Consider the following 13,983-nt stretch of genomic DNA (forward strand, 5'->3'; position numbering starts at 1 on the left):
TATCCCAAATCATTCATTACCAAATATCTTGATGTCTTATCTTAGGCGGCGGTAATCAAAAATTGGCACGCAAAAAAGGCGGAGATGATATCACTCCGCCTTTTTTAGCATAATTTTATTCTTTTAAAGCGGCTTGAATTTCTTCGAGAAGCAGCTGTGCACCCTCAGGGCTTAGCGTAATTTTACCGTTGCCGTATTCTTTATTTTCTGAAGTGATTTCTCCAGTCATTAAACAAACGCCATGAGGTTTGTACTTTTTCAAGATAATTTTATCTCCGTCAACAAAAAACTCAATGCTGTCTTTTATGGCAATATCCAATGCCCGTCTCAACTCAATCGGCATGACAATGCGGCCTAATTCATCTACTTTTCTCACAACACCTATTGATTTCATAAAAACCCTTCTTCCTTTAAATGTTTCTTTTCTCATGTAATGTTTTAAGGATGTACCTCAATATATCGTAGACGAATGAAACTTTGAAAAAGTTTCCCGCTTTCTATAAGAATTACAAGATATTTTTTCCATAAAACCGAAAAATGTATTACTTCTGTTACACAGTTCCTTGATTTTTTACAAAAACATTTCTTTACCGACGCACACCCCCAAAAATCGCAGTATTTCTGAGAAACTTTAAATGTAGAATCATATTAAATTAGGATAGAGATTGGGTGAAAACATGTTTCAATCAACTGAAATCGGGATTGACTTAGGAACAGCTAATATACTTGTTTACAGCAAAAATAAAGGGATTATCCTAAATGAACCATCTGTTGTCGCAGTGGATACGACGACAAAAGCAGTGCTTGCAATCGGAGCTGACGCGAAAAACATGATCGGTAAAACACCGGGAAAAATTGTCGCTGTCAGACCGATGAAAGATGGCGTGATCGCAGACTATGATATGACAACTGACCTGCTAAAGCACATTATGAAAAAAGCCGCAAAAAGCATCGGCATGTCGTTCAGAAAACCGAACGTAGTCGTTTGCACACCATCAGGCTCAACAGCAGTAGAACGCCGCGCCATCAGTGATGCGGTGAAAAATTGCGGCGCGAAAAACGTTCATTTAATCGAAGAGCCAGTTGCAGCCGCCATCGGAGCGGATTTACCGGTTGATGAGCCGGTTGCCAATGTGGTAGTAGATATCGGCGGAGGGACGACAGAGGTCGCTATTATTTCCTTCGGTGGCGTTGTTTCCTGCCATTCTATCAGGATCGGCGGAGACCAGCTTGATGAGGATATCGTTTCTTTCGTCCGTAAAAAATACAATTTGCTGATCGGCGAACGCACAGCTGAGCAGGTAAAAATGGAAATTGGCCATGCTCTGATTGAACATATACCAGAGGCAATGGAAATTCGGGGACGTGACCTCGTGACAGGTCTTCCAAAAACCATTATGCTTCAATCCAACGAAATTCAAGATGCAATGCGTGAATCCCTCCTGCATATTCTTGAAGCCATCAGAGCGACACTTGAGGACTGTCCGCCTGAATTGAGCGGAGATATTGTTGATCGCGGCGTTATTTTAACAGGCGGCGGCGCGCTCCTTAATGGAATTAAAGAATGGCTCACAGAAGAGATTGTCGTGCCTGTACACGTGGCGCAAAACCCGCTTGAATCTGTAGCAATCGGCACAGGCCGTTCTTTAGAAGTGATTGATAAGCTGCAAAAGGCAATTAAATAGTCTTTACCCGCAAAATTCTCACACGCGGCAAATTTCTTGCTTCTTTTTTCCTCACTTCCTTCATATTGTGGGAAATGGAGAAACGTTAAGGAGGAAACAGATGCTAAGAGATTTAGGAAGAAGAGTAGCGATCGCAGCCATTTTAAGCGGAATTATTCTTGGAGGCATGAGCATTTCTTTGGCAAATATGCCCCATTCGCCTGCAGGCGGCACTGTAAAACTGAATCATCCATAATATTGAAAAACCCAAGACGTGTCGTTTTGGGTTTTTCACTTTGGGCTCCTTCTTTCCTTTATAGGATCATATTTGATATGATGAGAAAAAAGCTTGGAGGAATGATTCATGGATTCATTTTCACAGAAATTAAATACATATGCACAGCTGGCGGTAGAAGTCGGCGTTAATGTCCAAAAAGGCCAGTATGTAGTCGTCAATGCTTCAACAGACGTCCGGGATTTTGTTCGTTTAATTGTAAAACACGCATATGAAAAGGGCGCAAAAAACGTCACCGTGAATTGGCAGGATGACGAAGTCGCCAAATTAAAATACGAACTAGCGCCGTTTGAAGCATTTGAAGAATATCCTGAATGGGAAGCAAAAGGCAGAGAAGAGCTTGCAAAAAATGGAGCTGCTTTCATTTCTGTTGTGTCGTCAAACCCAGACTTGCTAAAAGGTATAGATTCCAAACGGATTGCGGCATTCCAAAAAGCAGCAGGCAAAGCATTACATACATACAGACAATATATTCAATCAGACAAAGTCAGCTGGACTGTCGTAGGTGCGGCATCAGCAGGCTGGGCTCACAAGGTGTTTCCTGGCAAATCAGAGGAGGAAGCGATCCACCTTCTGTGGGAAGAAATTTTTAAAGCGACGCGCGTAAATGAAGACAACCCGGTTCAGGCGTGGATCAATCATGACCAAAATCTTCATGAAAAAGTTGACCATTTGAACGAGAGACATTACGCTGCCTTACATTATCAAGCTGAAGGAACTGATTTAACAATTAAGCTGCCTAGGAAGCATGTTTGGGCAGGTGCGGGAAGCGTGAATGAAAGCGGCCATGAGTTTATGGCCAATATGCCGACAGAAGAAGTGTTCACGCTGCCGCAAAAAGACGGGGTTGACGGAGTGGTATCAAGCACAAAACCATTAAGCTACGGCGGAAATATTATTGAAAATTTCACCCTGACGTTTGAAAATGGCCGTATAGTCGACATTAAAGCTGAAAAAGGTGAGGATATTTTAAAAGAACTGGTGGAAACAGATGAAGGTTCTCACTATTTAGGTGAAGTGGCACTTGTTCCTTACGATTCACCTATATCACAATCAAACATTCTTTTCTATAACACGCTGTTTGATGAAAACGCGTCAAATCATTTGGCGATCGGAAGCGCCTATGCCTTTAATATTGAAGGCGGAAAGCAGATGTCTCGTGAAGAGCTTGTCAAAGAAGGCCTAAATGAAAGCATTACACACGTGGACTTTATGATCGGTTCTAAGGATATGAATATTGACGGAATTACGGCAGACGGGAAAAGAGAGCCTATCTTCAGAAACGGAAATTGGGCTTTTTAAGTAAATAAAAGGAGGCTTTTCCGCCTCCTTTTTTTATTTTTCTGCTTCATACATTTGCAGATTCGCATAAACGGTTTCTAATACTGGTGCTGCGAGAGATAAACGTTTTGCTTTTTCAAGCAAAAATCCATGCAGGTGGTCTCCTTCAGTCGTTTGGCCGTTTTCCATATCCCGAAGCATGGAGGACTTCATATGGTAAGACATGCTGGTCATCGTACGAAAGCTCTCTTCCTCAAGATCCGGATCAGCCGGAACACCTTCTTTTCGTAAAACAGCGCAAATTTCCCCAATAAGAGTTTGAGCCGTGTGACGTCCGGCTTCTGTGGCGAGGATTGGGCCAAGCGGTCGTTGAAATAACGTTGTGATCCCCGCTTGCGCTGCAATAAAGAGATACTTTTTCCAAATGTCCTTCTCGATATGCCCGCTAATGATGACTTCAGCCTTCACACCTGAAAATGCCTCTTCAAGCGCTCTTATTCGCTCCGTACGCTCGCCGTTCCATTCTCCAAATACAAAACGATGTGATGCGCTCGTATGATGAATTTCTCCTTTGTTGTCTAAAGCACTTTCTATAAAACACAGGCCGCCCAGCACCTGTTCTTTTGAAAATGCCGCAAATAGCTGCTCATAGTGGCGGTACCCATTTAAAAAAGGGATAATGACAGATTCTTGATGGATAAATGGTTTGACATCCTCTATCACTTGACCAAGCGAGTATGCTTTAGAAGCAATGATAACGACATCAAATTGCCCTGTTTCTCCGGCACTGATTAGTTCGGGCTGAAATGATACATTCCCTTTTTCACTATGGATGACAAGCCCGGTTTTTTTAAGCTGCTCAGCTCGTTTTTGGCGCACGAGAAATGTCACATCATTTCCTTTCTCTGCAAGCCGTCCGCCAATATACCCACCTACTCCACCTGCTCCGACAACTAAAAATTTCATGTTGTGATCTCCTTTCATATTTAGGTATCAAAAAAAGCAGAGAAATCTCTGCTTTTTTATTCCGCGTATAGTTCAGTCAATTTTTTCTGCACATCAGCATTTTCAAGGAACTCGTCATAGCTCATTTGCTTATCGACGATGCCGTTAGGTGTAATTTCTATAATTCTGTTGGCAATGGTCTGCACAAACTGATGGTCATGGGAAGTAAACAGCATAGCGCCTTTAAAGCTGATTAAGCCGTTATTGAGCGCTGTAATGGACTCCAGGTCTAAATGGTTAGTCGGCTCATCCAAAATTAAAATATTGGCGCCAGAAAGCATCGCTTTCGACAGCATACAGCGGACCTTTTCTCCCCCGGAAAGTACATTTGCTTTTTTGTGGACTTCTTCTCCAGAGAACAGCATGCGTCCTAAGAAACCGCGTAAAAAGCTCTCACTTTGGTCGTGCGGAGAATATTGGCGAAGCCAGTCTACAAGGTTCAGATCACTGCCTTCGAAATATTCGCTGTTGTCTTTTGGAAAATACGCTTGAGATGTGGTAACACCCCATTTAAACGTTCCGCTGTCAGCTTCCATTTCCCCGGAAATGATTTTAAACAGCGTAGTAACAGCAAGTTCATTTCGGCCAGTGAAAGCAATTTTATCTTCTCGATTCATAATAAAGCTGACATTGTCAAGCACCTTTACGCCATCGATTGTTTTTGTTAAGCCTTCCACGCGAAGAACATCATTTCCGATTTCCCGTTCCGGCGTGAAGTTAACATAAGGATAGCGGCGGGAAGACGGTTTAATATCATCCAGCGTGATTTTTTCGAGAAGTTTCTTTCTTGATGTAGCCTGCTTAGATTTAGACGCATTGGCGCTGAATCTAGCGACAAACTCTTGAAGCTGTTTAATCTGCTCTTCTTTTTTCTTGTTCGCTTCTTGAGAAAGCTTTAACGCCAGTTGGCTTGACTCGTACCAGAAATCATAGTTTCCGACATAGATTTGAATTTTGTTAAAATCAAGGTCGGCAATGTGCGTACATACTTTATTTAAAAAGTGACGGTCATGGGATACGACAATAACTGTGTTTTCAAAGTTAATCAGAAACTCTTCAAGCCACTGAATTGCCTGAAGGTCCAGGTGGTTCGTCGGCTCATCGAGCAGCAGAACATCCGGCTTGCCGAATAATGCCTGTGCCAAGAGAACTTTTACCTTCTCCGAACCGCCGAGGTCTGCCATCTTTTTTGTGTGCAGATCTTCTGAGATACCAAGGCCTTTTAACAGGATCGCAGCTTCACTTTCCGCTTCCCAACCGTTCAGTTCCGCAAATTCACCTTCTAGCTCAGCAGCACGAATCCCATCCTCATCTGAGAAATCAGGCTTCATGTAAATAGCGTCTTTCTCCTGCATGACTTCATACAGGCGTTTGTGGCCCATAATGACCACTTTCAGCACTTCATACTCTTCGTACTCAAAATGGTTCTGCTTCAAGACGGCAAGACGCTCGCCAGGACTCATATGCACGTCGCCTGTCTGAGGCTCGATTTCGCCTGACAGCACCTTTAGAAACGTTGATTTACCGGCACCGTTTGCACCAATTAACCCATAGCAGTTGCCTGGGGTAAATTTAATATTAACATCTTCAAATAACTTGCGATCCGCAAACCGCAAGCTTACATTATTTACAGCAATCATTTATTATCCTCCATCATGTCTATCATCAATAAAAGTATACCATGAATGCAGGGCAAGAGAAATGATTCCCTGATAAAACAGAGAGAAAACACTTATACACCCAAACCAGCCAGCTGTGTTACAATTAAAGAGAGAGAATGCATCCGCTCGGAAAATTACACACTCTCATGGAGGAACACGTTGAGGCTTTTAACACTTACTGAATATTGCTTACTGATCTTTTTTACGGGCTTTTACCTTGCCGTAACAGGCTTTACCGCCAAAGATATCGGCTTATATATAGGCATAGCCCTTATTTACATATTTTCACACATTTTTTCTAAACGGCTTTTAGAAAAGCGCGGAAAAGAGAACAAACAGGTTCACCTTTTCTTCAGTGTGCTAGCTATTATCGGTTCAGTGTTCATCACGGTTTTATGCATTGCATTGGTCGCTTCTTTTTCAAAATAAAAACGCCTGCTGTCCTAGGCCAGCAAGGCGTTTTTATTTTGTTTGACGCATTTCGTTAAACGGGAAAAAGACAAACTTCGATGTGCCGACAATTCGATCTTCCGCGATCAGTCCCAGCCCGTTTCGGCTGTCCATAGAATTCAGCCGGTTATCTCCCATGACAAAGTATTTGCCTTTCGGAACCTTAACCGGTCCAAAGTCTCCTGTCAGACTGACACCAAGTTTTTCTGCTTCCTTCTTGTTTTTAGACAAGTAAGGCTCGGCTACTTTTTTACCGTTTATATAAAGCGTGTCATCCTTCATTTGAACGGTTTCTCCAGGCTTTCCGATCAATCTTTTTACATAATGGATTTTAGAAGTTTCACCGTTAATAATAACGATATCTCCGCGCTTCAGCTCGCCGATATAGTTGACTGTTTTATTCACAAACAGCCTTTCTCCGTCATGTAATGTGGGATACATAGATGAACCTTCAACTAAATACGGTTCAAACAAAAAGTGACGGATCAGGAGAGCCAGCAGAACAGCGATGACAATCGCTTTACCCCATTCCAGGTACGTATTGGTTTTTTTCTTCGCCGTTTTCTCAGTATTCGTATTTTTTTCCTCGGTCAAAGTGTTTCCTCCTAGACAATTGCTATGTCAGTTGTTTCTCTTCTTTTACTTTATCATAAAAAAGAATAAAATACATAACTTAACCGCGCTCCCTGCCGGCCGGATAAGAAAAAGCGTCCTTTCGAACCAAGGACGCTTTTTTTCTTATTTTTCTGTAACAGGTTTTTTGACGATACCGAGGATAATTGCCATCACGACAGCACCGATCACGATACTTAAAAGGTAAAGCATCGGATGGTTTGTAATGAAAGCTACGAATACTCCTCCATGAGGCGCCGGAAGCGTTACTCGGAAGAATTCAGTTAATCCGCCGGCAACAGCTGCACCGACTACAGCAGCTGGTATGACGCGAAGCGGATCAGCCGCAGCAAATGGGATCGCTCCCTCTGTTACGAAAGCAGCTCCCATGAAATAGCATGTAATACCAGCTTCACGGTCACGCTGAGTGAATTTGTTTCTGAAAATGGTTGTTGCAAGTGCAATACCAAGCGGAGGAACCATACCGCCGGCCATGATTGCTGCATGAGGCGCATAGTTGCCTGCATCGATCATGGCGATACCGAACGTAAAGGCTGCTTTATTAAGCGGGCCGCCCATATCGATCGCCATCATGCCGCCCAAGATAATACCCATTAACACAAGGTTTCCAGTACCAAGGCTTTCAAGCCAGTTTGTTAAGAAATTCATAAATGCCGCTACAGGTGTATTGACGACAAATTGCATTAATACGCCAGTGATAAAAATACCGAACAGCGGGTAAATCAAAACAGGTTTTAATCCATCAAGTGACTGAGGGATAAACGTAAATACTTTCTTCAGTAAAATCACGACATAACCGGCAAGGAATCCGGCAATTAAGCCGCCTAAGAATCCAGCATTCGCTTGAGTTGCCATAAATCCGCCGACCATACCAGGCGCAAAACCAGGACGATCTGCAATACTCATCGCAATGAAACCGGCCAGAACTGCAACAATCAGTTTTAATGCATTGTCGCCGCCGATAAAGTTTAATGCTGCTGCAAACGTGTTGTAGCTAGGATCATTCGGATCAGCAGAGTGAATTCCCCAGAAGAATGAAATCGCAACGAGAATACCGCCGCCGACTACGAACGGAAGCATGTTGCTGACACCGCTCATAAGGTGCTTATAAAACGCGTTTCCGATACCGCTTCCAGACTTGCCTCTCGCTTCTTCATCATCGTTTGAAGCTGCTGAACCGCCGCCGCTGCCTTGATAAATCGGCGCATCTTGATTCATCGCTTTTTCGATAAGCTCTTGCGGACGTCTGATACCCGCCGTTACAGGAACTTGAAGTACGCGCTTGCCTTTAAAACGTTCCATTTCAACCTGCTTGTCCGCTGCGACAATGATTGCAGGTGCATCTTCGATTTCTTGGGCAGTGAGCTTGTGCTTAATGCCGCTTGACCCATTTGTTTCGACCTTAATTTCCACACCAAGCTCTTTCGCTTTTTCTTTAAGGGCATCAGCAGCCATGAATGTATGGGCAATACCTGTCGGGCATGCAGTAACCGCTAAAATTTTCCCTTTTCCGGCAGGTGCTGGTGCCGCTTCTTCTTCTTCCTCTTCCTCTTCGTCATCATCTTTATCGTGCTGATTAATAATGTCGATGATGGCATCTTCAGACTCAGCTTCAAGGAGCTGCTTACGGATTTCTTCACGCATTAACAGCGTTGAAAGTCTTGACAATGCTTCAAGGTGAGTGTTGTTTGCGCCTTCAGTCGCCGCGATCATGAACACTAAGTGAGCCGGCTGGCCGTCTAATGATTCATAATCGACGCCGTCTTTTGAACGTCCGAACGCGATCGCCGGGTTGATAACGCTTGCCGTTTTCGCATGGGGGATAGCGATTCCTTCACCGATACCCGTGGAGCTTTGGCTTTCGCGATTTAAAATGGCTTCTTTATAGGCTTGTCGGTCATTTAACTTTCCAGCCTTATCAAGAACAGTGACCATTTCGTCAATAACATTTTCTTTTTCTTTGCTCTCAATATTAAGCTTTATCGTATGCTTCGTTAAAAGCTCAGTTATTTTCACTTGTGTTTCCTCCTCTATAGACGTGTGACCTTAACTTCAGGAAGAAGCTGCTGGACAAATTCTTCTGTTCCAAGTTCTTCAGAGAACGCGGTAGCACTGCCTGAAGTAACTCCTAAGCGGAATGCTTCTTCAAGCGGCAGCTGTTTGGAAATTCCGGCAAGGAAACCTGCAACAACGGAATCCCCTGCTCCGACTGAGTTTACCAATTTCCCCTTTGGCACGTTAGCAAAATAAACAGCTTCGTTCGTAAACAGAAGCGCTCCGTCTCCGGCCATTGATACGATTACATGTTCAGCGCCTTGTTCTACAAGCTTTTTCCCATAAGGAACGGCTTCCTCAACAGATGTAATGGCCGTGCCGAACATTTCTCCAAGCTCATGATGATTTGGCTTCATCAAAAATGGTTTCATTTCTGTTGCTTTCAAAAGAGCCTCGCCTGAGATATCCAGAACAACTCGTGCGTTCTGCTGTTTGCAGGCCTCTGCGATTTTTTCATAAGTATCGTGAGGGAGTGAAGATGGAATGCTTCCTGCAAGAACAACGATATCTCCCTCTTGCAAAGATTGAAACTGTTCTAAAAAGGCTTTGAAATCTTCATCCGAAATTGTCGGTCCCTGCCCGTTAATTTCAGTTTCATCACCCGTTTTCAGCTTTACATTGATACGGGTATCCCCTTTTACTTCAGAAAAAGCTGTTTCCAGGTTTTCTTCCCGTAAAAATGTTTTGATATATTCTCCGGTAAATCCGCCGACGAATCCGAGCGCTTTAGACGCCACATGGTGTCTTTTCAGCAGTCTCGATACGTTGATGCCTTTGCCCCCTGGATACTTGGTATCATACGAAGAACGGTTCAGGCCTCCTACAGTAAAATCTTCAACGTGAACTATATAATCGACAGATGGATTAAGTGTTACAGTGTAAATCATGGTTTCACTACCTTTACGACAGTTTTTTCTTGGTAATTATCGAATGTAAGCTCTTCAGCGTCAGTCGTAATGATTGTTGCGTCGCCTATTCCGGCGAATGCCGAAAATGAAATTTCTCCGAACTTCGAAGGGTCTGCTAAGACGTAAGCGTGTTTTGCCTGTTTGATCGCTTTCTGTTTTAAAAGGGCCTCATCAGGGTCCGGCGTTGTAAATCCAGCCTCTGTATGGACACCGTTTGTCCCCAGAAAACTCTTGTCAAATCTGTACTGGTCCATGGCAATCAGTGAAGCGCCTCCAATAATCGCGCCCGTTCTGTGCTTTACGTATCCTCCAAGCAGATAAAAAGAAATTTCTTTCCTTATTAATGCATCGATATGCATTACCCCGTTTGTGACAACGACAATATCTTTGGTTTTATCCATAAAATCAATCATGTGCAATGTCGTCGTGCCTGCATCAAGGTAAATGCAATCCCCTTCTTCTAAAAGAGAAGCTGCTTTTTCAGCAATCTTCAGTTTATCGTGAAGGTTTTTGGATGATTTTTCAAGCATATCGGGTTCAAGTCTGATATCGGAAAGCTTGGCCGCTCCACCATGAACGCGCTTTAAAAAACCGCGTTCTTCAAGGGTCGATAAATCTCTTCTGATTGTTGATTCAGAAGCATTAGTCAGATTTATAAGCTCTTGAATCTTTACCACATCATGCTTTTCTATTTGATCAATAATCAATTGATGCCGTTCAGGAGTTAGCATGCTTCACCTCCTAATGAAAACGTATTCATTTTGAATACAATTTCATTGTAAACGCTATTTTCGGTTTAGGCAACTAAAATCATTCAAATTCATTCAATAACTATCAAAATCTTTCACGTTTCTCCATATTAACGTATGTCTATAGGGTTTGTAAACTGTAAATTCGACAAAAATAAGGACAATTGTACGACATTTTCTTCTTATTTTAATGAAAAAAGTCTTTTATATTCATAGTAGAAATCACTAAACATAAAAAAACCTCATGCATGTTGCATGAGGCTACTCATAACGCAGCGCTTCAATGGGATCAAGCTTTGCGGCTTTATTTGCAGGAAGCATGCCGAAAATAACACCAATGAGCATACTGAACAGCACGCCCCCGCATACAACCTGCCAGGATATGAGTGACGGCCAGCCCGCAATGGCTGAAACAAGCGCGGCCCCTCCGTATCCAATACCAATCCCGACCAGACCGCCAATCAGCGTCAATACGACTGATTCAATTAAAAACTGAGTCAGAATCTGTCCCCTCGTCGCACCAAGTGATTTTCTGATTCCGATTTCCCGCGTCCGTTCTGTGACTGATACGAGCATAATATTCATGACACCGATTCCGCCGACCAAAAGGGAAATACCTGCAATTGAGCCGATAATCGTCGTCATAATTGCAGTTACTTTGCCAATTCCGGCCGCAATCTCTTCCATGTTCATCACTTGATACGAATCCTCTGTGCCATGATTGTCATTTACCAGCTGTGCCGCTTCTTTTCCAGCCGATTTTATGTCGTCTGCTGATTCGACCTGCAATGATACGTTACTGAAATCACTTGTGCCAAAAGAGGATTTCATCATATTAAATGGCACATACATTTCACTTAAACCGAAAGAAAGCAAGCCTGTTTCTTTTTTCAGCACGCCGATAATTTCAACGGGCTGTCCGTTTATCCAGACAACTTCACCTAAAGGGGAGGTTTTATCGAACAGTTCTTCAGCCATCTTTTGAGAGATGATTCCGGCTCTATTCCCCGCGAGAAAGTCATTGTCGGTAAATGTTCTGCCGCTTTCGATTTCTAAAGAATTGACATTCATGTATCCATCATTTATTCCGTTAACCGTAGCATCGGTTTCTTCTTCGTGATAACGCGCTTTCATACTTTCAGAAGTCGAAGCAACGACTTGTTTAATGCCTTCTATTCCTTTTAAACCTTTAATATCGTTTTCTGTAAACGTAGATTCAGCTGCTGCATTCGGGTTGCTTGCAAGCTCCTCGTCGCTAGGCATATAGTACAGCTCCACAGTATTTCCCGGGCCGCTGATCGACTGCTTCAGCATTTGCTCGCCGCCCTGTCCTACCGCAACGACAACAATGACAGAGCCTACACCAATGATAATGCCGAGCATCGTTAAGATCGAACGCATTTTATGGGCAAGGACAGAGCTTAGAGCCATTCTGATGTTTTCCAACAGGCTCATTCTCCCACACTCCTTTGTCCGGAGCTGGCAGGAACAATGTTTCCGTCACGCACCATGACGATCCGATTCGTGCAATCTGCTACTTCAGGCTCGTGAGTAACCAGAACGATTGTCGTTCCCTCGGCATTTAATGCTGTAAACTGATCCATAATCGCCTCGCTTGTTTTCGTATCCAGCGCGCCGGTCGGTTCATCAGCTAAAATCAATTTCGGCTCATTCACGATCGCCCTCGCAATCGCCACCCGCTGCTTCTGCCCGCCCGACAGCTCGTTGGGCATGTGGAGCATTCGATCGGCTAACCCGACCTTTTCCAATGCTCTCTCAGCCCGCTCTTGACGTTCCTTTTTGCCTATCCCGGAATAAATCATCGGCAGCTCGACATTTTTTTTTGCGTTCAGCCGCGGAAGAAGCTGAAATTGCTGAAACACAAAACCGATGGACCGGTTACGGACTGCCGCCAGTTCTTTATCTTTATATGAAGAAATGTCTTCGCCGTCCAATTGATATGTACCGGAAGTCGGCCGATCAAGACAGCCGATAATATTCATGATCGTCGATTTTCCTGATCCTGACGGCCCCATAATCGAGACATATTCACCTTGATGAATGTCCAAATCAATAGAATGGAGAACATCAAACGTTTCCTTTCCGATCTGATAGCTTTTTCGCACATTAGAAAGCTGAATCATTTAAGATTTCACTTCCATTCCGTCAGTCACCTGATCAGATGGATTCAAAATGACTTGATCATCTTGGGAAAGCCCCTCTTTAATTTCTGTCAGGTCATCTGTCACTTCGCCGATTTTGACATCAACTCGCTTTGCTTTTCCGTCTTTTACTGTATACACATAATATTGGTCATCTTCTTTTTTGACTGCCTTTGAAGGAAGCGTATTTGCTTTCCGTTTATCTGTTTCAATATTCATGATAAATTTAAAGCCTGGCTTTCCTTCTGGAAGATTTCCTTTTATTTTCACTTGAAGCGGGTATTGGACCGCCTGTTCTGTTCCTTGTGCCGCAGCGCTCTCCTGCTGATCCGGAACAAGCCCGACTGCGGAAACCGTGCCTTTCCATGTTTTACCCTGTATTACATCTGAAGTGAGTGTGACCTTCTGGCCTTTTTTGACTTTCAATGTATCGTATTCAGACAATTTCCCTGAGACGACAAGGTCTTTTGGGTTGCCGATATGTATGACAGGCTCTTGAATATCTGACTTTTTGGATGCCGCTTCTTGGTTGACAGAAATAACGGTGCCTTCAATTTCGCTTTTCACTTCAAGATCTGATACCCGGTTGGCAAGTGACTGTCGCTGAAGCTCGGTTTGTTTTAATTCGATCTCCGCTGTTTTTTTCTGCATTTGAAGCTCTGTTCGTTCAGATTCGATTTGTTTTTCTGCTTCTTTCTTTCCTACCTGTTTTTCCAGTTCTCTTTCTTTGCTGTCTAAGGCTTTTAACTTTTCTTGAATTTGGTCAATTTGAAGCCGGTTGGATTCAGACGTTAACTGGTTCTGTTCTTTTTCCAGGCTCAGCTGCTCATTTGTATAGGTGACTAAAGGCGTGCCCTTTTTAACTTTATCGCCTTCCTTAACTTTAATGTCTTCTAATGTCCCTTTATCCGCTTCATAAAAGACATACTGTTCATTTGAAAATTTTAGCGTGCCAGGAACCATAACCGTTGATGAGATTTCATTTTCTTCAACGCTCCCCGTCTGTATCTCCTTGCCGGCGCTGCCGCTTGTTGGAGCGGCAGACCGGTATATATTGATTCCAACAAAAAGAGCGACTATAACTGCGATTCCAATTCCGATCCAGACTTTTTTCATGAGC

The 13,983-nt window shown here is 43.4% G+C and carries 14 protein-coding genes; 4 read left to right on the forward strand and 10 right to left on the reverse strand.

Annotated features, from left to right (window positions below; all coding sequences use genetic code 11):
- Positions 1 to 115: 115 nt before the first annotated feature.
- Entirely contained in the window at positions 116 to 394 is a 279-nt protein-coding gene (gene abhA / locus MKY10_RS13840; protein WP_003244728.1) for a transcriptional regulator AbhA, read from the reverse strand.
- Positions 395 to 677: 283 nt separating this feature from the next.
- Here abhA and mreBH point away from each other — a divergent pair, with 283 nt between their 5' ends.
- From mreBH to MKY10_RS13855, 3 genes are all read left to right on the forward strand, one after another.
- Positions 678 to 1,685, forward strand: coding sequence for a cell shape-determining protein MreBH (mreBH, locus tag MKY10_RS13845; RefSeq protein WP_003245743.1), 1,008 nt, complete (start codon positions 678 to 680; stop codon positions 1,683 to 1,685).
- Between the two features lie 100 nt (positions 1,686 to 1,785).
- A complete protein-coding gene (locus tag MKY10_RS13850; RefSeq protein WP_003238865.1) occupies positions 1,786 to 1,920 on the forward strand; it encodes a protein YkpC in 135 nt (44 codons plus the stop codon).
- Positions 1,921 to 2,028: 108 nt separating this feature from the next.
- Positions 2,029 to 3,261 carry an aminopeptidase gene (locus tag MKY10_RS13855; RefSeq protein WP_003232341.1) on the forward strand — a complete coding sequence of 411 codons (1,233 nt, stop codon included), beginning with the start codon at positions 2,029 to 2,031 and terminating at the stop codon, positions 3,259 to 3,261.
- A gap of 33 nt (positions 3,262 to 3,294) precedes the next feature.
- On the opposite strand, the gene MKY10_RS13860 is transcribed toward MKY10_RS13855, so the two are convergent.
- Both MKY10_RS13860 and MKY10_RS13865 read right to left on the reverse strand, forming a co-directional pair.
- Entirely contained in the window at positions 3,295 to 4,206 is a 912-nt protein-coding gene (locus MKY10_RS13860) for a ketopantoate reductase family protein (RefSeq protein WP_046380996.1), read from the reverse strand.
- 56 nt (positions 4,207 to 4,262) lie between these two features.
- On the reverse strand, positions 4,263 to 5,885 hold the full coding sequence (locus tag MKY10_RS13865) for an ATP-binding cassette domain-containing protein (protein WP_003232344.1): 1,623 nt from the start codon (positions 5,883 to 5,885) through the stop codon (positions 4,263 to 4,265).
- A gap of 180 nt (positions 5,886 to 6,065) precedes the next feature.
- Between MKY10_RS13865 and MKY10_RS13870 the strand changes: the two genes are divergently transcribed.
- Complete coding sequence (locus tag MKY10_RS13870; RefSeq protein WP_003232345.1) at positions 6,066 to 6,335, forward strand: hypothetical protein; 270 nt, start codon at positions 6,066 to 6,068, stop codon at positions 6,333 to 6,335.
- A 33-nt stretch (positions 6,336 to 6,368) separates the two neighbouring features.
- On the opposite strand, the gene lepB is transcribed toward MKY10_RS13870, so the two are convergent.
- The 7 genes from lepB to MKY10_RS13905 form a co-directional block, all read right to left on the reverse strand.
- Entirely contained in the window at positions 6,369 to 6,950 is a 582-nt protein-coding gene (gene lepB, locus MKY10_RS13875; protein WP_003232348.1) for a signal peptidase I, read from the reverse strand.
- Positions 6,951 to 7,094: 144 nt separating this feature from the next.
- Positions 7,095 to 9,005 carry a PTS fructose transporter subunit IIABC gene (locus tag MKY10_RS13880; protein WP_048654872.1) on the reverse strand — a complete coding sequence of 637 codons (1,911 nt, stop codon included), beginning with the start codon at positions 9,003 to 9,005 and terminating at the stop codon, positions 7,095 to 7,097.
- 14 nt (positions 9,006 to 9,019) lie between these two features.
- The gene (pfkB, locus tag MKY10_RS13885; RefSeq protein WP_003244923.1) at positions 9,020 to 9,931 is read right to left on the reverse strand and encodes a 1-phosphofructokinase; all 912 of its coding nucleotides are present in this window, start codon (positions 9,929 to 9,931) and stop codon (positions 9,020 to 9,022) included.
- Positions 9,928 to 10,683: a DeoR/GlpR family DNA-binding transcription regulator gene (locus tag MKY10_RS13890; protein WP_014476685.1), complete on the reverse strand. Its 756-nt coding sequence runs from the start codon at positions 10,681 to 10,683 to the stop codon at positions 9,928 to 9,930. The genes pfkB and MKY10_RS13890 overlap by 4 nt, the downstream gene beginning before the upstream one ends.
- A 279-nt stretch (positions 10,684 to 10,962) precedes the next feature.
- The gene (gene skiZ / locus MKY10_RS13895) at positions 10,963 to 12,156 is read right to left on the reverse strand and encodes a sporulation-delaying-protein transporter subunit SkiZ (RefSeq protein ID WP_015252177.1); all 1,194 of its coding nucleotides are present in this window, start codon (positions 12,154 to 12,156) and stop codon (positions 10,963 to 10,965) included.
- Positions 12,153 to 12,845 (reverse strand): ABC transporter ATP-binding protein YknY, encoded by a 693-nt coding sequence (gene yknY / locus MKY10_RS13900; protein ID WP_003232356.1) that lies wholly within the window; start codon positions 12,843 to 12,845, stop codon positions 12,153 to 12,155. Before yknY ends, skiZ begins: the two co-directional genes overlap by 4 nt.
- Positions 12,846 to 13,979: an efflux RND transporter periplasmic adaptor subunit gene (locus MKY10_RS13905; RefSeq protein WP_015715815.1), complete on the reverse strand. Its 1,134-nt coding sequence runs from the start codon at positions 13,977 to 13,979 to the stop codon at positions 12,846 to 12,848.
- Positions 13,980 to 13,983: the final 4 nt, after the last annotated feature.

It is taken from the genome of Bacillus sp. FSL P4-0290 (genome assembly GCF_037975435.1).
GTDB classification, from domain to species: domain Bacteria; phylum Bacillota; class Bacilli; order Bacillales; family Bacillaceae; genus Bacillus; species Bacillus subtilis.

What these genes read in the sequence shown, in the direction of transcription:
- pfkB (WP_003244923.1), bottom strand. Translation starts at nt 9,931, where the DNA reads ATGATTTACACTGTAACACTTAATCCATCTGTCGATTATATAGTTCAC.
- MKY10_RS13905 (WP_015715815.1), bottom strand. Translation starts at nt 13,979, where the DNA reads ATGAAAAAAGTCTGGATCGGAATTGGAATCGCAGTTATAGTCGCTCTT.
- MKY10_RS13865 (WP_003232344.1), bottom strand. Translation starts at nt 5,885, where the DNA reads ATGATTGCTGTAAATAATGTAAGCTTGCGGTTTGCGGATCGCAAGTTA.
- MKY10_RS13850 (WP_003238865.1), top strand. Translation starts at nt 1,786, where the DNA reads ATGCTAAGAGATTTAGGAAGAAGAGTAGCGATCGCAGCCATTTTAAGC.
- abhA (WP_003244728.1), bottom strand. Translation starts at nt 394, where the DNA reads ATGAAATCAATAGGTGTTGTGAGAAAAGTAGATGAATTAGGCCGCATT.
- skiZ (WP_015252177.1), bottom strand. Translation starts at nt 12,156, where the DNA reads ATGAGCCTGTTGGAAAACATCAGAATGGCTCTAAGCTCTGTCCTTGCC.
- MKY10_RS13860 (WP_046380996.1), bottom strand. Translation starts at nt 4,206, where the DNA reads ATGAAATTTTTAGTTGTCGGAGCAGGTGGAGTAGGTGGGTATATTGGC.
- yknY (WP_003232356.1), bottom strand. Translation starts at nt 12,845, where the DNA reads ATGATTCAGCTTTCTAATGTGCGAAAAAGCTATCAGATCGGAAAGGAA.
- MKY10_RS13855 (WP_003232341.1), top strand. Translation starts at nt 2,029, where the DNA reads ATGGATTCATTTTCACAGAAATTAAATACATATGCACAGCTGGCGGTA.
- MKY10_RS13890 (WP_014476685.1), bottom strand. Translation starts at nt 10,683, where the DNA reads ATGCTAACTCCTGAACGGCATCAATTGATTATTGATCAAATAGAAAAG.
- mreBH (WP_003245743.1), top strand. Translation starts at nt 678, where the DNA reads ATGTTTCAATCAACTGAAATCGGGATTGACTTAGGAACAGCTAATATA.